This window comes from Rhodopseudomonas infernalis (assembly GCF_022271405.1).
Lineage (GTDB): Bacteria > Pseudomonadota > Alphaproteobacteria > Rhizobiales > Xanthobacteraceae > Rhodopseudomonas > Rhodopseudomonas infernalis.
In genome coordinates, this window is sequence record NZ_JAJNAL010000006.1 from 26,269 (window position 1) to 46,580 (window position 20,312).

Here is a 20,312-nt window from a genome sequence, read left to right on the forward strand (position 1 = left end):
CCAATGACGCAGATGGTCTTTGTGACGCCCGCCGAGGGCGCTCGCGTCCGCATGCCCGAACGCAATTCGACCGTGATGGCCGCGGCCGGATCCTGGGTGCCGCGGACCGTGCACTACGAGCGCCTCATCAGGGTCGGAGACGTGATCGTCGCCGACCCCCAGCCGCCGATGCCGGGTGCCCCCGAGCCCCCGCCGTCCAAGCCGCCGCACCATCGCGCCCAGAAGGAGACCTGATCCATGTCGGTGCTGTTCAACAACATCCCGCCGACCCTCCGGGTCCCGCTGTTCTATGCCGAGGTGAATGCCGGCGCGAACGCCTACCAGGGGCCCAGCCGCACGCTGGTGGTCGGCCAGAAGACGTCGGGCGGCAGCGCGGCAGTGGACACTGCAATTCGTCTCGACGGCGACCCGCAGGCGTTGTTCGGCGCCGGCTCGATGCTGTCCGAGATGTCCGTGTGGGCGCGGCAGAACCATCCGTTCGGCGAGATCTGGTGTCTGCCCGTGGCAGATCCGGCCGGCGTCGCGCAGACCCACACCATCACCGTCGCGCCCGGCATCCTCGGTAGCGCCGGCAGCCTCGTGCTCTACATCGGTGGCGAGAAGGTCGAGGTCGCGGTCAACCCGACCGACACGAACGCGAACGTCGCGACGGCGCTCGCCGCGGCGATCAATCAAGGGTACTTCAAGTTCGGCCGTCCGCTGTCGTTCTCGGTGATTGCGACGGTTGCCAGCAACGTGGTGACCTTGACGGCCCGCAACGTCGGGGCGATCGCCGGCAAGCAGACGATCATCACCCGCCTGGTCGGCGACGAGAGCGCCCTGCGGAACTATCTGACCATCGCTGCCACAACGACCGGGACGGGCACGCCGGCGCTCGGCTCCGCGCTCGCGGCGCTGGGTGACATCGAATTCGATTTCATCTGCGCGCCCTATGCCGACACGACGTCGCTGGACGTGATCAAGGATTTCCTGGGCGGCACCTCCGGCCGGTGGTCGCCGATGCAACAGCTGTACGGCCACTACTTCACCGTCATGTTCGACACGTTTTCGAACCAGGCGGCGTTCGGCGTGCTCCGCAACGATCCGAACGTCACATTGGTGGGGGTCACGCCCGACACGACATCGCCGCCGTGGCGTTGGGCCGCGGCCTGGGGGGCGCGCATCGCGTCCGACAAGAACATCGGGGGCGAAGTCGATCAGGCCTACCGGATCAGTCGCCCTGTGCAAACGCTCGACCTCGTCGGCATCCGCCCGCCGCTCAATCGTGCCAACTGGCCGACCACCCTGCAGCGCAACCAGCTCTATCAGGACGGCATCGCCAGCTTCACCGTGATGGTCGATGGCACTGTGCTGATCGACCGCTCGGTGACCACCTATCAGGTCAACGCCTATAACCAGCCGGACATCACCTGGCTGGACGTCGAGACCCGGCTGCAGATGGTGTACTTCGTGCGCTACATGCGGCAGCGCATCACGCAGAAGTACGGCCGCTGCGCGCTCGCCGACGACAATCCGACCGGAAATCCCGGCATCGTCACGGTCAAGATCCTGAAGGCCGAGTGCGTCCACATCTACACGGAGCTGGAGCAGGGTGGCCTCGTCGACAATTCCGAGCAGTTCGCCAAGTCGCTCATCGTCGAGCGGTCGAGCGATCCGAACCGGGTCAACGCCTACCTGCCGGTCGACGTCGTCAACCAGTTCCGCGTCTTCGCTGCGAACGCGACGACCTTCCTGCAGTACGCGGCTTGATCGCCTGCGGCGGGCCGTGCGCCCGCCGCAGGCTGCCCTTCCTTGAGCTTCTCACACGAGGATCACCACCATGCACACTTCCGGCGGCCGTGTTTCAACGGTCATCAACGGCGTCGCGTATTCGGCGCGCGGCGTGATCTCGCTACAGCCCTCGAACATCACCGTTGAGGTCGACAGCAATCAGGACGGCAGCAACTTCCGCACCAACAAGGCGAAGCCCCGCAAGGCCAAGTGCACCTTCGACCGGTTCGTCGATGACAACGGCACGCCGCTGCGATGGTCGGAGAACATCATGCTCATGATCAACATCCCGTTCACGTTCATCGAGCAGGACACCGGCGTGACGCACCTGCTCACCAACGGTTGCTTCACTGGCGATCCCGACATCGATCTTTCGACCGGCGAGGTGTCGAACCTCGAAATCGCGGCCGACAACTACAAGACGATCACCTGATGTCGGACACATTCACAGTCGGACCGGACGGCAGCCGCCTCCGGGTGCTCGTCAAGCCGATCGAAGCGCATGGCGAACGCAAGATCGAGCTTATCCGCCTTCGCCAGCCGGGCTACCGCGAGATCATGTCGTTCGGCGACCCCGCCGCGATGATCGTGCTGCAGAACGCCATGCTGCCGCACGAAGACATGGGCATCATCGAGAAGTACATCGCCGCCCTGGCGACCGATGACGCCGGCAACAAGATCGACCCCGGCCTTTTAGGGCAGGTCGATTATCGCGATGCCCTCGCGCTGAAGGATGCGGTCCTTGATTTTTTCAAGCCTGCGGCTTTGACGAGCTCCTCAAAGCCGCCGACCAGTTAGTCTTTTCGCTCGGCTTCGACGCCATGTCCGTCGAGGCCATGACTCCAGACCAGATCATCCACTGGCTCGAGCGAGCCGTGGCCTGGTACTCGAAACGTCCACGAAAGAACCGCTGATGCGAACGATCGAAGCCCGCGCCGTCATTTCGGCGAGGGACGCGACCGGCATGGTCTTCAGCGCGATTGCGCAGAAGATCTCCCGGCTGACCGCGACGGCGCGCAATGCCAACACGGCGGCTGCTGGAGCGGCGCGGCGGGCGGGCGCTGTGGAAGCGGCTGCTGCGGGTGCCGGGCGCGCGACCGGACGAGCTTCCGCGGCTGCGTCCGTTTCGGCTGGCCGGGCAGCTGCCGCGGCCGCTGCTGCGGCTCGCTTCGGGGCGGCTGGAGTTGGGGCGGGCCTCGGCATGGCGGGGATCGGCGGCCTGGCTACGGCAGCTGGCGGCGTCTATCTCGGCCAGAAGAGCGTTCGCCGCTACGCTGAAACCGACATGGCTATCACGCGCATCGGCATCACGGCCGATGCGACGGACGCCGAAATTCAGCAGCTCAATAGATCGATCAGTGGGCTCTCGTCGCAGACCGGAAAGAGCTTCGACGATGTTACCAGCGGCCTCGAAAGCCTGGTGGCCGGCGGCATGGATTTGCCGCAGGCGCTGCCGGCGCTTCCGGCGATCGCCAAGACCGCGCAGGCGGCCGGCGCCGAGGTCAAGGATATGGCTACGACTGCGCTGGCGCTCAATCAGGCTCTCGGTATCAGCACGAGCAAGATGGACGCGGCATTCGATACGCTGGTTGTCGGCGGCAAGGCCGGCAAGTTCGAACTGAAGGACATGGCCCGCTACATGGCGTCGATGGCGCCGCAGGCTGCGGCGATCGGCCTGAAGGGCGAAGAGGGGCTCAAGCGCATCGTTGCTGTGCTGCAAACGATCCGTGCCGGATCCGGTACGACGGAAGAGGCTGCGTCGTCGTTCTCCGATCTGCTCGGCAAGATGGAGACGGATGAGACCGCGAACAAGTTCAAGAAGTTCGGCATCGACATCCGCAAGGAGATGGATAAGTCCCGCAAGTCCGGCAAGGACTTGATCCAGACGTTCGTCGAAATGACGGAGAAGGCGCTGAAAGGCGACCTGTCGAAGCTGCCGCTGCTCGCCGGCGACAAGGAAATGCGGCGCGCTGTGCTGGCGCTGCTGTCATACAAGAACGTCCTGGACGATGTGACCAATCGGCTCAAGACGTCAGGCGGCGCTGGCGCGACCGACCTGGAGCGGGCTTTGGACCGGCCGCAGGTTGCGCTCGACAAGCTTTCGGCGACCCTCGACGTCGTGCTTCAGAAGCTCGGCTCGAAGCTATGGGCCAACGGCGGCAGCGCTGTGGTCGGCGGTGCTAATCGCATTCTGCGGGAGATTATCGAGGAAGACGAAAAGCCGGAGGTCCAAAAGGCTCGCGAGGCGTTGGCTCGTCGCCGCCGCGCTCCGCTGGAGAGGGAGAGGCGCGAGATCGACCAGAAGATCGACGTGATCGAAAAGGCCGGCGACAGCAAGAACCCGACATGGCGCGAGCGTATGCGAGGCCATCCCGGCGCCGATCGCGAGAAGATCCTTGGCGAGCTTCGGTTGCGAAAGTTCGAGATCGATGGCGCGCTATCGGCGCAGACTCCCGAGGAGATGGGCCCGATCTTCAGCGAAAAGGAGCTCGAGGTTCTGCAGGAGGTGGATCGCGAGCGGCGGCGTGGGCAAGCCCTGTCCGACATGGGGAAGAACAAGACCGGGAAGAGGGTGACGGCAACGGGCAAGATGGGCTGGAAGACGCCAGCTCCGAACGACGGCCGCGCCGGCGAGAACAACATCCTCGACCTGCCGAGTAAGTCCGTCACGGCCGAGCTGACCGGATCGGCCGAAGTGAGCGGCGAGACGACGGTGAAAGTCGAGGTCGAGGTGAAGCCGTCCAGCGAGCTGCTCAACGCTATCGCCACGGCCAAGAATACGACCGCTCAAATGCGCGGTCAGCTCAACACCAACGGCCCCGGGTCGACCGGCAAGTCGTCGCCCGACGCGGCCGCGCCGGCGCCGCCGATCAGCTACTGAGGCTTCCCGATGGCGCTAGCGCGCGACTGGACCAAGACGCTGTGGATGGCGTCCTACAAGGGCGTGCCGTTCTGGGTCGAGGATGACGGCGACGACGGAGCGCGTCGCATCGTCATTCACGAGTTCCCGATGCGGGACGATCCGTTCCTCGAGGATCTCGGCGAGCGGAGCCGCCAGTTCGAAGTCACGGCCTACGTGGCGTCGGACAGCGCGGATGCCGATGCCGCGGCGGTGATCGCAACCTGCGCGACGCGTGGCGCTGGCATTCTGGTGCTGCCGACGCACGGCCCGATCCTGGTGCGATGCCTGACCTTCCGGCGTGATCGCAGGAAGGATCGCGCAGGCTTCATCGCTCTCGCGCTGATGTTCGTGCGCGAGGGTGCCAGTTCGGCGCTGGTGTCGGGCGCACAGCTCGCCAACATGGTGTTCCTCGCTGCTGAGAACGCGTCAGTCGCCCTATCGCGGGTGTTTGCGTCGACGGTGGTGGCAACCGGCGCCGACTTCGTGGTGGATGAGGCGGTCGGGGCGACGCTCGACGCGGTGTCCGCGCTGGAGGTGATCCGCACCGGCGGATCGATCGACCTGGCGGTGAGTACGGTTCAGCGTGCTCGTATCGACCGCCTGTTCGACGGCGCCGAGGCGATGATCGCCGAACCGGCCGCGCTGGCCGACATCCCGGTGCAGATCGTGTCGATCGCACGAGCGCTCGGCGACGGCATGGCTCCCGAGGCGGCTGTGGTGGCGTTCGGCGAAGTGGCAACCGAGCCGTCGATCGCGCTCCCGGCCGGCCCCGTGTTCTACGGCACGCCGTCCGCGGCCGCGGCGGCGCGCAACCGGCAGGCTGCCAACCAGGTACTGCGGATCGCCGCGCTGGCGGCCTATGCGGAGGCGGTCGCGCGCGTGCAACTCTCGGATCGTCAGGCCGGCATCCGGCTGCGCGCCGACACCGCGGAGTTCTTCGAAGCCGAACTGCTCGGCATCGGCGCCGAGGATATCGACCTTTCGCACGCGGTCGGCGCGATCCGCGACGCGGTAATCGACTATCTGTCGCGCGTCATCCTCGACCTCGCGCCGGTGATGAACGTCGCGGCGAACATGTCGATGCCGTCGCTGTATTGGGCGTGGCGTCTCTATGCCGACCCGACTCGGTCGGGCGAGCTGGTCGCGCGCAACCGGGTGGTGCATCCCTCGTTTATGCCGCCTGCGTTCGAAGCTCTGGCGCGGTAGCCAGGCCATGGGCATCGAGGTTGTCACCGTCAGCGTCGGCGGTATGAACTACACGGCGTTCAAGAAGGTCAGCGTACGGGCCGCCTTCAACGAGGCGGCGAGATCGTTCTCGTTTGATGTCGCCGCCGAGCTTGGCGCCTCGGCGACGAACCGCGTCTTCGCTGTCGGGACCGCGATCACGATTTCGGCCAATGGCGACCTGCTGCTGAGCGGTCACATCGACGAACGAAAGCCAAGTCTGAAGGGAAACGAAGCACAGATCTCGGTTTCGGGCCGTTCCAAATCGGCGGACCTGATCGACGGCTCCGCCGAACACGACACCGGAAGCTTCAAGAAGAAGGACCCGAAGGAAATCGGCAACGAGGTCTGCAAGAAATACGGCGCCAAGTTCCGGTCCGACCAGCCCTTGGAGAAGATCGACCAGTATCAGCTGACGCCCGGCGAGAGCGTCTTCCGTTGCGTCGAGAAGATGGCGCGCCAGCAGGGCCTGACGCTCGCCGGCACCGCCGATGGCGACATCAACATCACCAAGGCCGGCTCGAAGCGCCAGAGCGGCGCGCTGGTCGAGGGGGACAACATCCTCGAGGGGTCGGCTAGCCACAACGGCCGCAACCGGCATTCCGAGATCATCGTGCGCGGGCAGCGTCCGTTCGGCCACGGCGAGGATGCGCTGGAGGTCGAAGAAACGGAGAAGGACTCCGCGGTGAAGCGGCATCGGCCGATCATCATCGTGCAGGATGAGGACACCGACAAAAAGCGCGCCAAGAAGCGGGCCAAGAACCGCAAGGATCGCGCCGCCGGCGATGCCCTGAAGGCGACGATCACCGTGCAGGGCTTCCACGATCAAGGCGGCAAGCTCTGGGAGCCCGGCAACCTGGTCTGGACCGAAAGCCCGTTTCTCGACATCGCACAGGACATGCTGATCGAGAGCGTCGACTACGAGCAGAGCGAGCAGGGCAGTTTCGCAACGCTCGGGCTCACGGATCCGCGCAGCTATGGCGGCGAAGGCGGCAAGGGCAACAAGTCGGGCAAGGATTGGGAGCAGTAGGCGATGTCGTGGGAGCATGACGATGCACTGCGATCGATGTTCCGGCGTGGCCGACTGCTCAAGCTCGACGACAGCGGCACGCAGCAGAAGGTCGATTTCCGAGGACTCAAGAACGAGCAGATGAAGGACGTCGTCCGCGTCCAGCAGCACGGGATCAGCTCATACCCACGCAAGGACGCCGAGGGCGTCATGATCCAGCTCGGCGGCCGGTCGGACCGAACGCTGTTCATCGGCGGCGAGCATAAGGACGACCGACCGAAGAACCTGAAGGAGGGCAACGCGGTCCTCTACGACGACAAGGGCAACGTCGTCTGGATGAAGTCCGGCGACGGCGTCCACGTGACGTCGCAGAAGGGCGAGGTCGAGCTGCGGTCGAGCGACAGCAAGGTGTGGGTCAAGCCGGGCGACGGGAAGATGGTCTTCCTCGGCGGCGATGGCACCGACGGAACCTATTCGTTTGTGATGACCGAGGACGGCCCGTCCGTGAACGTGAAGGCAAAGGTCGGCTGATGGGTTCTTCGCTTCGGGTCAGGATCGACGAAGGGTCGGACGAGCAGCCGATCCTGCTGTGGGACAGCGTCTGGCAGCCGTGGAGCGGCTTCGCCGATTGGGCGATGGCCGGGCCGGATGAGCCGCAGAACCGCGGCGGGCTGCGGTCCAAGGCCGCGCTGCACACCGCGATCATCATCTCGCTGTTCACCGATCGGCGGATCGAGAAGGACCACCCGCTCGCCTACCTGGTCGAGGACGGCGATCCGCGCGGCTGGTGGGGAGACGGCGAGGATATCCATGCCGAGCTCGGCGAAGGCGAGATGGGATCGCTGCTGTGGGTGCTGGCGCGGGCGCCGCTCACCGAAGAGATCCGCCGCTGGGTCGAGGCGCTGGCGATCGAGGCGCTCGCGACGTTGATCCGACAGGGCGTCGCCGTGCGGATCGAAGCGCAGGCCGTCGCTTACTTCGCGGCGAACCGCGTCGAGCTCGCAATCCAGATCTACGGCCGCGATGGGTCGAAGGTCTACGACTTCAAGTTCGATGACCTGTGGCGTCAGAGCCTGACGTCGCCCCGGCCGCTTCCGTTCGGTGCGGCCTGATCTTTCAGAGGTTTTGCTGATGTATGCGGTCCCGTCTCTCGGCGACTTGATGGCGCGCGCCCGCAAGGCTTTCCGCGCCAACCTGAAGGGCAGCGATGCATGGGTATGGCCGAACAACGTCTATGTGTCGGCGAAGGTCATGGCCGGCATGACCTTCGAAGTGTTCGGCTTCGCGTCCTACATCAGCCGGCAGAAGTTCGCCGTCACGGCGCCGGACCTCGAAAGCCTGAAGCTGCACGGCGAGGAATTCGGCATCAGTCAGAACCCGGCGGCGCCGGCGCGCGGCAAGGTGATTGTCACGACGGCGGCTGCTTTTGTGCTCGCCGGGGGCGCGGTGTTTCGCCGGGCCGACGGCGTCGAGTTCATCTCGAAGGATGCCGGCTCCACCACAGGAGCCGGCTCGTTCACGGTCCGGGTTGAAGCCTCGGCGGACGGAAAGGCCGGCACAACCGAAGCCGGCACGCCGCTCGAAATCGTCTCTGGCGGCACCGGCGATCCAGACGCCTTGGCCGAGGTCGACAGCGATGGGCTAGCCTACGGCGCCGACGTCGAGGACATTGAGAGCTACCGGGCCCGCATCCTATTTCGCAAGCGCAATCCGCCGCACGGCGGCTCGGCCGCGGACTACGTGATGTGGGCCGGCCAGGTGCCGGGTGTGTCGTTCTACGCCGATCGGCCGACCGTCTATGTCGAGCGGCTGTGGTCGGGCAACGGCACGGTGCGGGTGTTCCCGCTGATGTTCGATCTCTACGACAACGGCATCCCGTCGCCGAGCGATGTCGCGCGTGTCCGCGATCATATCGAGGCTCTGCGCCCGGCCGGCGCGCGCGTCGCCGTCGCGGCGCCGACCGCGGTCGTGGTCGATGTCGTCATCAGCGGGCTGGCGCCGGATCGCAGCGACGTCCGCGAAGCGGTTCGCGCCGAACTACGCGATGTGTTCCGTCGTCGCTCCCGCGTCGCCGGTACCGACAGCGAGATCTCGAACATGCCGTATCTGGCCTATCCGGCGTCGTTCTCCCGCTCGTGGATCTGGCAATCGGTGGCCAATGCGAGCGGCGAGGAGCGCCACGTCATCACCTCGCCGTCCGCCGACGTCGCGCTTGACCCGGGTGAGATGGCGGTGCTCGGCACCGTCAGCTTCGTGTGATCGCGATGGCGGCTCGCGACCCCTATCCGGCGACGTTCCGGTGCCTGACGCATGACGATCTCACACAGGCCGCCATGAAATCGCTGCCGCGTGGCCGCGCCTGGCAGACCCATGAGAGCGGTCCGCAGCCGGGCTCCATCCTGCACGATTACTGGCAAAGCGCGGCCGAGGTGTTCGCCTTCCTGACGCAGCGGCTCTGCGCGCTGCGCCTTGAATTCTGGTGCGCGACCCACAGCGAGACGCACGATCTGTGGATGGAGGAATACGGCCTTCCGGATGCCTGCGATCCGTTCCCGGATCTGTGCGCCAAGGTGGCCGCGATTGGCGGTACGCGTTGCGAATACTACGCGGCGATCGCGGCACGCGCCGGCTGGTCGATCACCTGCCTCGACGATGAACTGACCTGCGGATCGCGGCTCGGTGTTGGCACCAAAGTCGGTAGAATGCGGACAGGGAAGCGCCGCAGCAGCGAGCTCGTGATCGTTGTCGACCTTGCAGCTAGTCCTTCGTTTTCTGGGCGGCATCGCGCTCCACCAAAAGTGGGGCGGTTCAAAGCTGGTTGGCGGCTGTGGTGTCCTCCCGACATTGCCCCGTTGGAATGTCTGCTCGCCCGAGTTGTCCACGCTGAAATCAAGATCACTTACGAGGTGTTCTAAATGTTCGACATTCTCGGTCCTGCCAATGCCGAAGGCGCAGTCACAACGCGGCCCGATGATGATCGGACCTTTGGTGCGTTAGATACGTGGTTCGAAGATTGCACCAGTATCGATGCGGGTGACGGGACGGACGTCCGCGCCGCGTTCTTCAACGGCGTCCTTGCCGTCCTTCGCGGCCTGTACCGCATCAATGGTAATCGCCTCGACGGGGTCACGCCGATCAACGGCGTAGAAGATCGCGACAATGGTCTGAACCGGGCCGTCTACAACCTTGTCCAGCGGGGCAAGACCAACTACGCGCCCGATACCGGCAGCACGAACGCGATCGTGCTGAATATGTGGGTGCCGCCCATCGAACTCATTGCCGGCCTGCCGCTGAGGACGAAGCTCGCCAACGCGATCACTGGAGCCGCGACGGTCACCATCGTCGGAGTCGGTACGGTTCCGTTGAAGAACCGCGACGGCTCCGATCTGGTCGCCGGCGTTTACGGCGCCGGCTCCGTCGTCGACATGATCTACGACGGCACGAAGCTCGTCGTGCAGAACAATCTGAACGCGTCCGGCAAGGCGCCCGGCGGCTTCATCAAGCGCCGCGTGTTCAGCACGGTCGGATCGACGCCTTACGACCCGACACCGGGCACCAGCTACATCGTCGTGACTGTGCTCGGTGGCGGGGGTGGTGGCGGAGGATCCCCGGCCATGGGCGGATCCAGCTTTGGTGTGGCGGGCGGGGGTGGTGCCGGCGGCGTCGCCATCTCGCAGATCGCTTCCGGGTTCTCTGGTGCTGTTATCACCGTCGGTGGCGGCGGTGGCGGCGGTGCAGGTGTCGGTGGGGCCACTGGTGGCACGTCTTCCTTCGGCGCCTTCTGCTCTGCCACGGGAGGCGGGGGTGGTGCCTCCCCGGACAACATCTCCATCGCATCCATGCAGACCGGTGGGGCCGGTGGGGCCGGCACCGGCGGCAACATTTACATCAGCAACGGATCGAGTGGTGTCTATGGAACGGCGCTGTCCGCCGTCAACCTGGTCTCGGGCCCTGGTGCGTCGTCGCCAGTCACCGGCGGTGGTGGTGGAAACTCGGTGTTCATCTCAGGGGGTGGGTCGAACGGCAATCACGCCACGTCGTTCGGCGCTGGCGGCGGCGGCGCATCGGCGGGCAACAGTGCACCCTCGCACTCCGGCGGCAACGGCGGTCAGGGCGTCATCTACATCGACGAATACGCGTGATCGGAGAAATGACCATGACGACTTACGCCCGCTGCGCCGGTGTCCCCGGCGCAATCCTCGAGCTCGTGCAGCTTCCGGACGGCATCACGCCGGCCGATGCCTTCCATCCCGACATCGCTGCTGCGTTCCATGCCTGTCCTCCAGGGGCCGCTGTCGGCGACGTGCTGGCGGAAGACGGCACGTCGTCGCCGCCGGTCGCGCCGCAGCCGACGAAGGGCGAACTGATCGCCTACGCCAACGCCGCGCAGTGGTCGCTCGTCACCGCAGGGAAGGCGGTGACCGTCGATGAGCAGGAGATCCTGTTCGCGACGTCGACGGACGGCCGCAATCTCGACGGCCTGACCCTGATGAACGGCAAAGTCTCGAGGTTGGCGCAGGCCAATCCGCCGGAAACGGTGCTTTGGCAGATCGGCGCAACCGAGTTTGCGACGATTGACGCTGCTGACTTCGTCACCGCCGCGACCGAGGTCGCTGATTGGGTTCAGTCGACGTTCGATGCCCTCCCGCAGATCTTCGCCACGATTGAAGCCGGCGAGATCACCACGCTGGCGCAAGTCGACGCCGCGCTGGCGCAGGTCTGAGGACTGCCATGGGCATCAAGCACAAGAAGCACTCTCCGCGGAACGACACCGCAGACAGCACTATCGTGCAGCCTTCCGATTGGAACGAAGAGCACGAGATCGACGGCATGCTGGGCGCGCTGTCTGGTCTAGACGCGACCCCCGGGACCTTCCCCTATGTCAAGCCAAATGGTGATCCGAGCGTAGCCAAACTGACGGAGTTCGGTCGGGATCTCATCAGCCTTGCCACGGCGGACGATATCCTGCTGGCCCTCGGAATTGGCGACCGTTTGAGGGATGTAGTTAGCGTTCTGGACTACGCCGTGTCACGCTCGCAGCGGACTGCAATCAGGAATGGCGACGTCGGTATTGAAACTGTGTGGGGCGACGCTGTGGCTGACGCTTCAGCTCGCGGGGTCGGTACCATACTAATCCCGGCTGGAAACTTCACAAGTTCATCCGCCGCTCTCTCTAATCCAGGTGTAGTCGTCCGTGGCGAGTATGGAAAGACAGTCATCACCAAGTATGGTGATGGCAACGTTTTCCAGACGCATAACGCGCCGCCGGAGGTTTCTGGCGGGCTCATCGGTCTCGATGCTCTGGTCGGCAGTGTCAGCGTGGTCATGCAATCTGGACTGGGGGCGAGCTACGCAGTCGGGCAAACCTGCGTTATAATCAGCGAGACCGCTATCGATGCCGGCCAGCCATCAAAGAAGGCGGAGTTCGTCGATATTCTTGGCGTTAGCGGCGACACGATTACATTTTGGCAACCACTCAAGGACTCCTACCTCGTCGCAGCGACGGCACGACTGCTGCCTGTGTCCCTGACCGATGGTGTGGCTTACAGCGACGTCGCCTTCGTGATGGACAGCTCACTGACTGGACTGAGCACGACCTATGCCGAGCGGAGCGCGATCGATTTGCGATTTTGCCGGCGTCCGCTCGTGCAGGGGGTGCGCGTAAAGGGCCCAATCGCAACGGGAGTTCAGTTGATCGGATGTCGCGGGGCGCTGATTTCGGATTATCGCGCGTACGATGGCGGGTCGGCTACGACCGGGACGAGCAGTCCGGAATCGTCAGAAGGGGCGTCAGGTTTTGGGTACGGCATCGGAGAGGGAAACCTCAATGAGGGCCTGATAGTTGACCGGCTTTATGCCGAGCGTCTGCGTCACGCCTACACCACCTACGGTCTTGTCGCAGCTTACGGCTGGTCTTATGGGTGTCCGAGGAATTCACTCATCTCGAACAGCCAGCATATCTCCCCAAAGAACGCTGGCTTTGATACACATCAGACGGGTGATGGTATCACGTTCAGCAATTGCCACACCATCGGAGGGCATTTTGTAGGCTTCCAGATACGATCGAGAGCGACGCGGGTCCTTGGTTGCAGCGCAACCGATACTATCGGCGCCGGGGCTTGGATCAGGGGCGGCTATTCCGGGTCGACTGGAACTTGCGGTGATCGCAGCGAAGTGTCAAATTTTTCTGCAGTTAGAACCAACTCCGGCGTCACGTTTGATGGCACCGATTACCGGGAATACGGCGCCATCGTGGATGATGCGAGAGAAACAATATTGCGAGGTATCAGCGCGCGAGAAGTCGGAGGCCCCATTGTTACAACCGGCCGGAACGGGGTTGGCGGCAATCTCGAGTATCGCGATCTGCATGGCAAAGACATTTGTCAGCGCACTGTCACTAAGCCATTTGCCGTTGACCTCAGAAACATGAACTTCGGGCTTTCTGCTGATATTTCCGAAGTGCGAGTGATCGACACTTCTTCGCTTGTCACTGACATTGTCAAAATCGGCGCCGCAAATAACAACTTTATTTCGCTGAAGAATGTTCGTGGCGTTGGCAACACTGGACTTGAAGTCTCGGCCGTGTCTGGTGCAATCGTCGATTATGAAGGGTCGCAACTAATCACCGGTCGCCTGTACGCAACTAGGACAGGAACTGTCATCTCTACAGTCGCTATCCCGGGGGCGGACACTATTTATCTTTACCCGTTCTATGTCGACCATGCCAGGAAAGTCACGTCCGGATCAGGCAGGGTGGTCACAGGCGGTGCCGGCTCATCGATAAAGGCGGCAGTCTGGCGGAATAGCGCTTTGTCCAATCGGCCGCTTGGAAGCCCAGTGCTTGTGGACAACGCCGGCGCGTCGACCGCAACCAACAACTCGAACGCAGTTTTAGCGTTCTTTGGATTTCTGCCGACTGGCTGGTATTGGATGGGAGTAAAGTGCACGGGGGCGCCCCCCACGATGCTCTCCATCCCAAGCGCGGATCAGTTCATGGCTGCTTTCATGGGAGCTGCTTCTCTCGCAGCCAATGCTCTGAGTGTGGCATCTACCTACAACAATGCGATGCCAGCATTCGCGGAAGGAGCCGCTTTCACCGAGTTTGTAGGGAACGGGGCGCCAATCATCAACCTTGGGCTGTAGAATTAGCAGCGCCGACCATTGTTAGTCGCCGCTCCGGCTCGGCGGCGCGGCGCAGATGGACTGTGCATGGGACTGGTAGTCCTCAACGCAAGCGTGGGCCACCACGCTCCCGATGTCGGCCGATCATGGAGAACAAGATGCCAATCAAACTCACGGCCGCCGACTGGCGGGCGATCTTCCCGCGCGCGCCGCAGCAGGTGATCGACGCGTTCGCAGTCAAGCAGTCCGCGCTCGACAAGGCCGGCATCACCGCGACCAAGACACGCCTCGCGTATTTCCTCGCCAACATCGAGCATGAGTGCGGCGGGTTCACCATCCCGAACCTGACCGAGAACATCAACTACACGGCCGCGCGGATGGCGGCTGTGTGGCCGAACCGGTTCAAGAGCGCTGCGGCGGTGCAGGCCAAATTCGGCACGTCCAAGGGCTGGCAGACCAAGGCGTTTAACGACATCTACGGCGGCCGCATGGGCAACCGGCCGGGCACGTCGGACGGCTCGCGCTACATCGGGCGCGGCGGACCGCAATGGACCGGCCGCGACGGCTACGCGGCGCTGGAGCGGATCACCGGCCTGCCGGCTGTGATGAGCCCGGAGATCGCGTCGCGGCTCGACCTGCAACCGGAGATCTGCGCGGCGTTCTGGCAGTGGAAGGGGCTCAATCGCTTCGCCGACGCGGGCGACTTCGTCGGCTGCGTGAAGGCCTGGAATGGCGGCACCAACGGCATGGCAGACCGAAAGGCGCAGATGGCCGGCAACGATCCGATCATCAAGCGGCTGCAGGTGGTGTCCGACCAGGCTGCGGCGATCCCGGATCCGAAGGCGGCGCCGGTGAGCAAGCGTGAGGCTTTGGTGGGCAGCGCCGTCGGCACGACCTCGGCTGCGGTCGCGACCGGCGTGCAGCAGGGGTGGGGCTGGGAAGCCTGGCTGGTCGCGGCGTTGGTGCTGGTCGCTGTGGCGGCCCTCAGTGGCGCGGCGTGGTGGTGGTGGCGGCGCCGCAAGGCCGCGGCGACTGAAACGCTGCCGGCTCCGTCGCTGGCGGCGTCCCAGACGGTGGCGGATGCGCCCGCAATGGATGCCCCGATGCCGCCGGCGGCGAAGCCGCGGCGCAAGCGCCGGCCGGCCGCCGCGAAGACGTCCGCGCCCAAGCGCAAAACCTCCAAGCGAAAGGCGGCCTGAGATGGCGATCGATCTCGGACGATACGCGTGGATCGCCAAGACGGCGATCGACTTCGGCTTTCCGATCCTCGGCACTGCGCTCGGCATGCCGGGGCCGGTGTCGGAGTTCGCGGCTTCGCGCATCAAGTCGGCGCTCGGTCTTTCGTCGAAAGCATCGCCGGAAGACGTCAGCAACGCAATCGCCGCCGATCCGGACGTGGCCAAGGCGCAGCTGTCGGCTGCCGAGTCCGAGGTTGCGGCGAAGTACGCCTACCTGACGCGGATCGTCGAGGTGCAGGCGGACGTGGCCAAGGAGCAGATCGACCAGGTCAACGAGACCATCCGGGCAGAGACTGCCGCGCAGGCGGCCACGCCGGACCGATGGTGGGGCCATTGGCGGACATGGATGGCCTACGAGCTCGCGATCGAATGCCCGTTCTGGGCGGCGTTGATCGTCTGGTGCGTCGTCGCCGGCAAGATCAACGAGCTGGTGGGGGCGACTTCGGTTCTCACCGTGTGGTGGGGCGCGCGGTTCGGCGTCCTCGGCGTGCACGTCTGGACCGGCAGCAACGAGCGCCAGACCGCGATCACCGGGCAGCCGGTCGGCGGCGTCGTCTCGGCCGTGACGACGGCGGTGGCAGGTCGAAGGAAATGAGGGTGGCCCTCCAGAGCCTCTCCGACCGAACCATCGAGTGGTTCTCGTCCCTCGTCATGGTCGGTTGGGGGGCGACGCTTGCGATGCCTGGCGATACGCTGGCGCAGCCCGGCTTCGTCGCCTTCAGCCGGTTCGGCACGACTGAAACGTTCTGGGCTTTCGCGTTCGCCTTCATCGGGGCCGGCCGGCTGGTCGCGCTCTACATCAACGGCCGCTGGCCGCGGTCGCCGCATATCCGGATGTTCGGAGCATTGTTCGGAGCGCTGTCCTGGGGGCAGGTGTCGATCCTGCTCTACCAGTCGTCGGCGATCAACGAGATGCCGATCCCCACGGGCTTTGCAGTGTACGCCCTGCTGTCAGCCTTTGAACTGTTCTCCATCAACAGGGCGGCTTTCGATGCTCGGTATCACAACCCCTGACGCGATCGCTTTCGGCATGATGGTGCTGGCCGCGCTCGCCGCATGGCGGGGCGTCAGCCAGGGCGATGCCGCCAAGACCAGGGCAGTGCAATCTGCTCCGTTCGTCAGCATCGCGGGGACCATCGTCGAGGCCAACCAGTTTGGCGACTACATCAAGGTGCTCGACAAGCTGGCGATCGCAATGAACTGCCACGCGGCCGCGCTCGATCGGCAGCACGACGTCAAGACCACGAACGCGCTCGAGGATCTCGCCAACAAGATCGATGAAGCAATGAGCGACCGCCGGCGGCGCTAACCCGGTCGGCGCGTGCCCGCGCCGCAATGACGCCGACGGCTCGCCTCCCGCCGCCGGCACTTCGCCCGCCAAGGGCCCTCCCAAAACTGGCCCCGCCGACCGCTCCCGCAATGGGGCATGTCGGCGGGGCTTTTTTTTTGCGTTTTAGGCCCTGTGGCGCTTGGCTTCAGAAGTTCGCATCTGCTCGGTGGCTTCCATCACCGCCATCGACAGCAGGTAGCCGAGCGTCGGCAATTTCAGGCGCTCGGCAGCAGCGACTGCTCGTTCTAAAATTTCAAGAATTGAGGCGAGATCATCGTCGTATTTGGTCACGGCAATCCCCTTTGTCGCAATGCGGCCGCTGGTGCGGCCGATATCCATTGTGATCGGGAGGCGCCGGTGGACGGCGGTAATGCCGCTGGATTTTATCGTCGCGGCGCGGCTGGTGCGCTGGGGCAGCTCATGTCGCCTCGGCATGGCGGTGACGCCAATCCGCGCGAAGATCATCGGTTTATCCGCTGTGGTCTCCGCCAGCGCTCGCTGCTTTCCATTCGACGAACAGCGCAAGTCTCGCCGGGTCGCAGGTGAACCTATCCCATGCTTCCCGGAACGCCGCCATTGAGGCTTCGCGGTCCGGCGCCTCGCCGTGTGTCGCGAACTCCCGCACAGGTACGACCGTGTCGATCCCCCATGCCCAGAATGCCCGGCCGGCGGCGCCGGTCTGGACCCCGATCGACCCGACCTCGATCGGGGGCTCCGCATTGCGGTGCCAGATCACGCGGTAGTTGTCCGTGGACATGGGGTGGCGAACGCGGCGGAGGGTGAGGGGCTGTGACGCGTCCAAGCGGTGGTTGGCCATTCTGAAAAGAAAAATTCTTCTGAGAGATCAATGGCAAAAAACGAGGAAAACGTGACCATTTTGGCCACTGTTTCAGATTGCCTGTTGAGCCGATTGCGGAAACGCTCTGCTTTGCAGACCGTTGCGTAACCACTCCGCCACGTGGCCCCAACGGGCGATCTTCTATAGGCGATCAGACGGTTAGGCAACTATGGCGTTTTGTGCCCGCCGGCGCGCTCCGCCTTGATCAGGCGAAGGTGGTCTTGCGCGGTCGCTCAGGACGCGTGCCAGCCGGTCGGGAAGGGAATCATCGGCCACTCGGTCTGATTGTCATTGGCTGCGCGCCGCATCGATGCCACCAGCCCGGACGGTCGTTGATTGTCCTGGTCGGTTTCGGCGAAGGCGTGGCTGACGTCGTCCAGCAGGCGTTTGTATTCGGCTTCACTCATTGGTCGGCTCCCTGTCGAGCCGCACTGTGCCCCAAGCAGTTTGGCGTCAGGTTGAGCCAATCGTTCGAATTTTAGCTTTTCCCCGCTTTTGCGAATGGTCGGAACCGCCAGAAGGGACGTTCGGGATACGCCTTTCCGCAATGCGGAAGGATGTTCCGGCGTTTAGTCGTTTGGCATACGGTTAATTGCTGATGAACGGGAGCATTAACCGAATCACTTGAGCGCCGCGAACGCTATCCGCGCATGAAAAAGCCGCTTCCGGAGAAGCGGCTTTTCGTAAAATGCGGTTCTGCTTACTGGCAGAGATGCATCAGGCCGTCCTGGCCGCGGAAGGTCGTGCCCGGCTGACAGACGAAGCCGTTGCGCTCGGCGTAGGACTGGTTCCAGCCGTAGCTCTGACCCCAGCCGGTGGGCTGGTTCCAGCCATACTGCCCGTCATAGCCGGCCCGGAACGGCGCGGTAGCGATGGCGCCGGCAGTGCCGATCGCGCCGCCCACGACGCCGGCGGCGACGTCGGCCGGCCAGAACGCCGCGTTGCTGTCACGCCAGCCGCCGGCACCCCACTGGTCGCGATCGGTGGAGCGCGCCTGGCTGTCGTAGCGGCAATTCGGATCCATCTGCGAGCAGGCGGCGGTGTTCTTCATGTGCTTGACGCGCTGCTGGGCCGAAGCCGGGGACGCGGCAGACAACGCGACTGTGGCCGCCACGGCGGCGAGGGCGATCGTGCGAATCATCGGGTAATTCTCCCTGTTGGTGATCTCATGAAGCGTCGAATTCGATGACGACGAAACGTGGTCCGCAGAGAGTTGTTCCGGCGTCGAACCATCCCTGGTTCACAGCGCTGTGAGGCGCGTAGTTGCAACGGCACAATAAGTACAACGCGGACGAGACGGATCGATTCGAACTTGAGCGATCGCCCCGATGGTTGTGTGGCGGGCGCGAGAAGGAAGTCGGCCACCCTGCGCTGGCCGAAGTGTTAGGAAGCTGTCGCAAGATCGGATGTCCGCGGACATCATGAGCCGCTCGGTCTCACGCCCCAACTTCGCCTGCCGCAATCGCCGATCGCCGCTGCGATTACTTGTGCGCTTCGGCGAGAGTTGTTAAGCGGTTCCCATGTCGCTATCAGCCTCCGCACACGATCGGTCGCCTTCCAGACACGCTGGCCCCTTTGCCCTGGGCGTTCTCGTCGTCGCGCACCTCGGGACTCTGTGGCTGCCCTTCGTCAACCAGGAGAGCGCGTTCAATTCGGCTGCGCGCTATTTCCAGACCGGCGACGCCGCCTTGGTGCAGGCCTACTTCGAATCCGATGCGAACACGCTCGTGTTGGCTGCCGTCGGGGCTGCGCTGGCGCATGTCCTCGGTATCAGCGTGGATTGGGGGTGCCGGCTGGTTTCGCTGATTGGCTTCGCCGTCATGGCTGCCGGGCTGCACGCGATCGTCACGCAGGCCCGGATCGGCGGCTGGCTGATTTCCGCCGCCATCATGCTCAATCCGCTGATCTGGGTGTTCGCCGGCCGCGGCACGGCCGACTTTCCGCCGATGGCGTTTGCTTTGGCTGCGATCGCGATCTGCTGGCGCGCACAGGGGCCGGCGATGGTGCTGGCGGGCGCCGGCGTCTTCGCTTTCGCTGCGGCCTTGAAGTACCACGCCGTCCTGTTGCTGCCGCTCATCGCCCTCGCGCCGACGGGGACTCAGTCCGTCAAATTCAGAGGCGTGATGCTGGGCATCGTGGTGGCCCTCACCGGCTGCGTCCTCGCGGTCTATAACGTCGCCGTGTTCAAGGCCTTCGGATTTTGGCTCACGGCGCCGAAATGGGTCACCGAGCACGGCCTGACCACGCAGCACGTGCTGACCAACGTCGTGCACTATGGCGGCTTCCTCGCGCTGCTGGCGATGCCGTTCTCGCTGCAGAGCACGATGGCCGATCCCCGTGGTCGCATGCTCAAGCTCGCCGCCATTGCACTCGCTGGCCTCGTTGGCGCCGTGCTGCCGTCGTCCAGCGGCGAGATGAATTTCGGTCCGTTCGATCGCTGGGTCGGGGCAGGGGTCTCGGGCGTCGTTCTCGCCGGCCTGTTCGCCGTCTTCGTCCTCAGCCTGCTCAACCAGCCGCACACGGTCCGCGATCGCGCGATGATCGGCGTGATCGCGCTGTTCGTCGTGGTGCTGTCGTTCAGCCGGCCGGCGCAGCGCTACCTGATCTTCATGCTGCCGTTCTACGTGGTCTATCTGTCGGCACGGATCGAGGCGCGCCGCTTCGCCGCCGTCCTCGTCGCCCTCTGCATCGCGCTCAATCTCGTCTCGGCGGTGACGCAAATCTATTTCCGACCGGCCGCATCGGAAAACTTCGGCGCTGCGCGGCGCTGGTAGCGCGGGCCGCAATCAGCGGCCTCGGGGCTGCATCATCAGCTCAGTCGCCATCTCCGGCTCAGCTCGCTGCTGACCGGCTTCACCGGTTCCTGCCCCTCACACCGA

Annotated in this window: 23 protein-coding genes; 19 read left to right on the forward strand and 4 right to left on the reverse strand. The window is 64.5% G+C overall.

All coding sequences use genetic code 11. From position 1 onward, the window contains the following. The first annotated feature begins 3 nt into the window (after nucleotides 1–3). From LPW26_RS06085 to LPW26_RS06170, 18 genes are all read left to right on the forward strand, one after another. The gene (locus LPW26_RS06085; RefSeq protein WP_238733389.1) at nucleotides 4–234 is read left to right on the forward strand and encodes a DUF2635 domain-containing protein; all 231 of its coding nucleotides are present in this window, start codon (nucleotides 4–6) and stop codon (nucleotides 232–234) included. Between the two features lie 3 nt (nucleotides 235–237). Further along, complete coding sequence (locus tag LPW26_RS06090; protein WP_238733390.1) at nucleotides 238–1,749, forward strand: phage tail sheath C-terminal domain-containing protein; 1,512 nt, start codon at nucleotides 238–240, stop codon at nucleotides 1,747–1,749. A gap of 70 nt (nucleotides 1,750–1,819) precedes the next feature. Continuing rightward, a complete protein-coding gene (locus tag LPW26_RS06095; RefSeq protein WP_238733393.1) occupies nucleotides 1,820–2,203 on the forward strand; it encodes a phage tail tube protein in 384 nt (127 codons plus the stop codon). Beyond that, a complete protein-coding gene (locus LPW26_RS06100) occupies nucleotides 2,203–2,568 on the forward strand; it encodes a hypothetical protein (RefSeq protein ID WP_238733395.1) in 366 nt (121 codons plus the stop codon). The genes LPW26_RS06095 and LPW26_RS06100 overlap by 1 nt, the downstream gene beginning before the upstream one ends. Before the next feature lie 115 nt (nucleotides 2,569–2,683). Then, nucleotides 2,684–4,651 carry a phage tail tape measure protein gene (locus tag LPW26_RS06105; protein ID WP_238733398.1) on the forward strand — a complete coding sequence of 656 codons (1,968 nt, stop codon included), beginning with the start codon at nucleotides 2,684–2,686 and terminating at the stop codon, nucleotides 4,649–4,651. A 9-nt stretch (nucleotides 4,652–4,660) separates the two neighbouring features. Beyond that, nucleotides 4,661–5,878, forward strand: coding sequence for a DNA circularization N-terminal domain-containing protein (locus tag LPW26_RS06110; RefSeq protein WP_238733400.1), 1,218 nt, complete (start codon nucleotides 4,661–4,663; stop codon nucleotides 5,876–5,878). Nucleotides 5,879–5,885: 7 nt separating this feature from the next. After that, nucleotides 5,886–6,926, forward strand: a complete 1,041-nt coding sequence (locus LPW26_RS06115) for a phage baseplate assembly protein (protein WP_238733403.1) — start codon at nucleotides 5,886–5,888, stop codon at nucleotides 6,924–6,926. Between the two features lie 3 nt (nucleotides 6,927–6,929). Beyond that, the gene (locus tag LPW26_RS06120; RefSeq protein WP_238733406.1) at nucleotides 6,930–7,436 is read left to right on the forward strand and encodes a phage baseplate assembly protein domain-containing protein; all 507 of its coding nucleotides are present in this window, start codon (nucleotides 6,930–6,932) and stop codon (nucleotides 7,434–7,436) included. Continuing rightward, complete coding sequence (locus tag LPW26_RS06125) at nucleotides 7,436–8,017, forward strand: phage GP46 family protein (RefSeq protein ID WP_238733409.1); 582 nt, start codon at nucleotides 7,436–7,438, stop codon at nucleotides 8,015–8,017. The genes LPW26_RS06120 and LPW26_RS06125 overlap by 1 nt, the downstream gene beginning before the upstream one ends. A gap of 19 nt (nucleotides 8,018–8,036) precedes the next feature. Further along, nucleotides 8,037–9,164, forward strand: a complete 1,128-nt coding sequence (locus LPW26_RS06130) for a baseplate J/gp47 family protein (RefSeq protein ID WP_238733413.1) — start codon at nucleotides 8,037–8,039, stop codon at nucleotides 9,162–9,164. 5 nt (nucleotides 9,165–9,169) lie between these two features. Next, nucleotides 9,170–9,820 (forward strand): hypothetical protein, encoded by a 651-nt coding sequence (locus LPW26_RS06135; protein WP_238733416.1) that lies wholly within the window; start codon nucleotides 9,170–9,172, stop codon nucleotides 9,818–9,820. Beyond that, nucleotides 9,821–11,047: a glycine-rich domain-containing protein gene (locus tag LPW26_RS06140; protein WP_238733420.1), complete on the forward strand. Its 1,227-nt coding sequence runs from the start codon at nucleotides 9,821–9,823 to the stop codon at nucleotides 11,045–11,047. Nucleotides 11,048–11,061: 14 nt separating this feature from the next. Next, entirely contained in the window at nucleotides 11,062–11,628 is a 567-nt protein-coding gene (locus LPW26_RS06145; protein ID WP_238733422.1) for a DUF4376 domain-containing protein, read from the forward strand. 8 nt (nucleotides 11,629–11,636) lie between these two features. Beyond that, nucleotides 11,637–14,048, forward strand: a complete 2,412-nt coding sequence (locus LPW26_RS06150) for a hypothetical protein (RefSeq protein WP_238733423.1) — start codon at nucleotides 11,637–11,639, stop codon at nucleotides 14,046–14,048. Between the two features lie 137 nt (nucleotides 14,049–14,185). Beyond that, nucleotides 14,186–15,226, forward strand: a complete 1,041-nt coding sequence (locus tag LPW26_RS06155) for a glycoside hydrolase family 19 protein (RefSeq protein ID WP_238733424.1) — start codon at nucleotides 14,186–14,188, stop codon at nucleotides 15,224–15,226. A 1-nt stretch (nucleotide 15,227) separates the two neighbouring features. After that, nucleotides 15,228–15,860 carry a hypothetical protein gene (locus tag LPW26_RS06160; RefSeq protein ID WP_238733425.1) on the forward strand — a complete coding sequence of 211 codons (633 nt, stop codon included), beginning with the start codon at nucleotides 15,228–15,230 and terminating at the stop codon, nucleotides 15,858–15,860. A gap of 2 nt (nucleotides 15,861–15,862) precedes the next feature. After that, the gene (locus tag LPW26_RS06165) at nucleotides 15,863–16,279 is read left to right on the forward strand and encodes a hypothetical protein (protein WP_238733426.1); all 417 of its coding nucleotides are present in this window, start codon (nucleotides 15,863–15,865) and stop codon (nucleotides 16,277–16,279) included. Then, on the forward strand, nucleotides 16,257–16,574 hold the full coding sequence (locus tag LPW26_RS06170) for a hypothetical protein (RefSeq protein ID WP_238733428.1): 318 nt from the start codon (nucleotides 16,257–16,259) through the stop codon (nucleotides 16,572–16,574). Before LPW26_RS06165 ends, LPW26_RS06170 begins: the two co-directional genes overlap by 23 nt. A 144-nt stretch (nucleotides 16,575–16,718) precedes the next feature. On the opposite strand, the gene LPW26_RS06175 is transcribed toward LPW26_RS06170, so the two are convergent. The 4 genes from LPW26_RS06175 to LPW26_RS06190 all read right to left on the reverse strand — a co-directional run bounded on the left by LPW26_RS06175 (nucleotide 16,719) and on the right by LPW26_RS06190 (nucleotide 18,574). Beyond that, nucleotides 16,719–17,060 (reverse strand): hypothetical protein, encoded by a 342-nt coding sequence (locus tag LPW26_RS06175; protein WP_238733430.1) that lies wholly within the window; start codon nucleotides 17,058–17,060, stop codon nucleotides 16,719–16,721. Between the two features lie 4 nt (nucleotides 17,061–17,064). After that, nucleotides 17,065–17,352, reverse strand: coding sequence for a hypothetical protein (locus LPW26_RS06180; RefSeq protein WP_238733432.1), 288 nt, complete (start codon nucleotides 17,350–17,352; stop codon nucleotides 17,065–17,067). Between the two features lie 314 nt (nucleotides 17,353–17,666). Then, the gene (locus LPW26_RS06185; RefSeq protein WP_238733433.1) at nucleotides 17,667–17,840 is read right to left on the reverse strand and encodes a hypothetical protein; all 174 of its coding nucleotides are present in this window, start codon (nucleotides 17,838–17,840) and stop codon (nucleotides 17,667–17,669) included. Nucleotides 17,841–18,133: 293 nt separating this feature from the next. Beyond that, on the reverse strand, nucleotides 18,134–18,574 hold the full coding sequence (locus LPW26_RS06190) for a hypothetical protein (RefSeq protein ID WP_238733434.1): 441 nt from the start codon (nucleotides 18,572–18,574) through the stop codon (nucleotides 18,134–18,136). 379 nt (nucleotides 18,575–18,953) lie between these two features. On the opposite strand from LPW26_RS06190, the gene LPW26_RS06195 reads away from it, so the two are divergent. Then, the gene (locus tag LPW26_RS06195) at nucleotides 18,954–20,207 is read left to right on the forward strand and encodes a hypothetical protein (protein WP_238733435.1); all 1,254 of its coding nucleotides are present in this window, start codon (nucleotides 18,954–18,956) and stop codon (nucleotides 20,205–20,207) included. The last annotated feature ends 105 nt before the right edge of the window (nucleotides 20,208–20,312 follow it).

What these genes read in the sequence shown, in the direction of transcription:
- LPW26_RS06120 (WP_238733406.1), top strand. Translation starts at nt 6,930, where the DNA reads ATGTCGTGGGAGCATGACGATGCACTGCGATCGATGTTCCGGCGTGGC.
- LPW26_RS06180 (WP_238733432.1), bottom strand. Translation starts at nt 17,352, where the DNA reads ATGTCCACGGACAACTACCGCGTGATCTGGCACCGCAATGCGGAGCCC.
- LPW26_RS06130 (WP_238733413.1), top strand. Translation starts at nt 8,037, where the DNA reads ATGTATGCGGTCCCGTCTCTCGGCGACTTGATGGCGCGCGCCCGCAAG.
- LPW26_RS06135 (WP_238733416.1), top strand. Translation starts at nt 9,170, where the DNA reads ATGGCGGCTCGCGACCCCTATCCGGCGACGTTCCGGTGCCTGACGCAT.
- LPW26_RS06100 (WP_238733395.1), top strand. Translation starts at nt 2,203, where the DNA reads ATGTCGGACACATTCACAGTCGGACCGGACGGCAGCCGCCTCCGGGTG.
- LPW26_RS06195 (WP_238733435.1), top strand. Translation starts at nt 18,954, where the DNA reads ATGTCGCTATCAGCCTCCGCACACGATCGGTCGCCTTCCAGACACGCT.
- LPW26_RS06115 (WP_238733403.1), top strand. Translation starts at nt 5,886, where the DNA reads ATGGGCATCGAGGTTGTCACCGTCAGCGTCGGCGGTATGAACTACACG.
- LPW26_RS06090 (WP_238733390.1), top strand. Translation starts at nt 238, where the DNA reads ATGTCGGTGCTGTTCAACAACATCCCGCCGACCCTCCGGGTCCCGCTG.
- LPW26_RS06105 (WP_238733398.1), top strand. Translation starts at nt 2,684, where the DNA reads ATGCGAACGATCGAAGCCCGCGCCGTCATTTCGGCGAGGGACGCGACC.
- LPW26_RS06125 (WP_238733409.1), top strand. Translation starts at nt 7,436, where the DNA reads ATGGGTTCTTCGCTTCGGGTCAGGATCGACGAAGGGTCGGACGAGCAG.
- LPW26_RS06110 (WP_238733400.1), top strand. Translation starts at nt 4,661, where the DNA reads ATGGCGCTAGCGCGCGACTGGACCAAGACGCTGTGGATGGCGTCCTAC.
- LPW26_RS06170 (WP_238733428.1), top strand. Translation starts at nt 16,257, where the DNA reads ATGCTCGGTATCACAACCCCTGACGCGATCGCTTTCGGCATGATGGTG.
- LPW26_RS06145 (WP_238733422.1), top strand. Translation starts at nt 11,062, where the DNA reads ATGACGACTTACGCCCGCTGCGCCGGTGTCCCCGGCGCAATCCTCGAG.
- LPW26_RS06085 (WP_238733389.1), top strand. Translation starts at nt 4, where the DNA reads ATGACGCAGATGGTCTTTGTGACGCCCGCCGAGGGCGCTCGCGTCCGC.
- LPW26_RS06160 (WP_238733425.1), top strand. Translation starts at nt 15,228, where the DNA reads ATGGCGATCGATCTCGGACGATACGCGTGGATCGCCAAGACGGCGATC.
- LPW26_RS06095 (WP_238733393.1), top strand. Translation starts at nt 1,820, where the DNA reads ATGCACACTTCCGGCGGCCGTGTTTCAACGGTCATCAACGGCGTCGCG.
- LPW26_RS06185 (WP_238733433.1), bottom strand. Translation starts at nt 17,840, where the DNA reads ATGAGTGAAGCCGAATACAAACGCCTGCTGGACGACGTCAGCCACGCC.
- LPW26_RS06140 (WP_238733420.1), top strand. Translation starts at nt 9,821, where the DNA reads ATGTTCGACATTCTCGGTCCTGCCAATGCCGAAGGCGCAGTCACAACG.
- LPW26_RS06175 (WP_238733430.1), bottom strand. Translation starts at nt 17,060, where the DNA reads ATGATCTTCGCGCGGATTGGCGTCACCGCCATGCCGAGGCGACATGAG.
- LPW26_RS06155 (WP_238733424.1), top strand. Translation starts at nt 14,186, where the DNA reads ATGCCAATCAAACTCACGGCCGCCGACTGGCGGGCGATCTTCCCGCGC.
- LPW26_RS06150 (WP_238733423.1), top strand. Translation starts at nt 11,637, where the DNA reads ATGGGCATCAAGCACAAGAAGCACTCTCCGCGGAACGACACCGCAGAC.
- LPW26_RS06190 (WP_238733434.1), bottom strand. Translation starts at nt 18,574, where the DNA reads ATGATTCGCACGATCGCCCTCGCCGCCGTGGCGGCCACAGTCGCGTTG.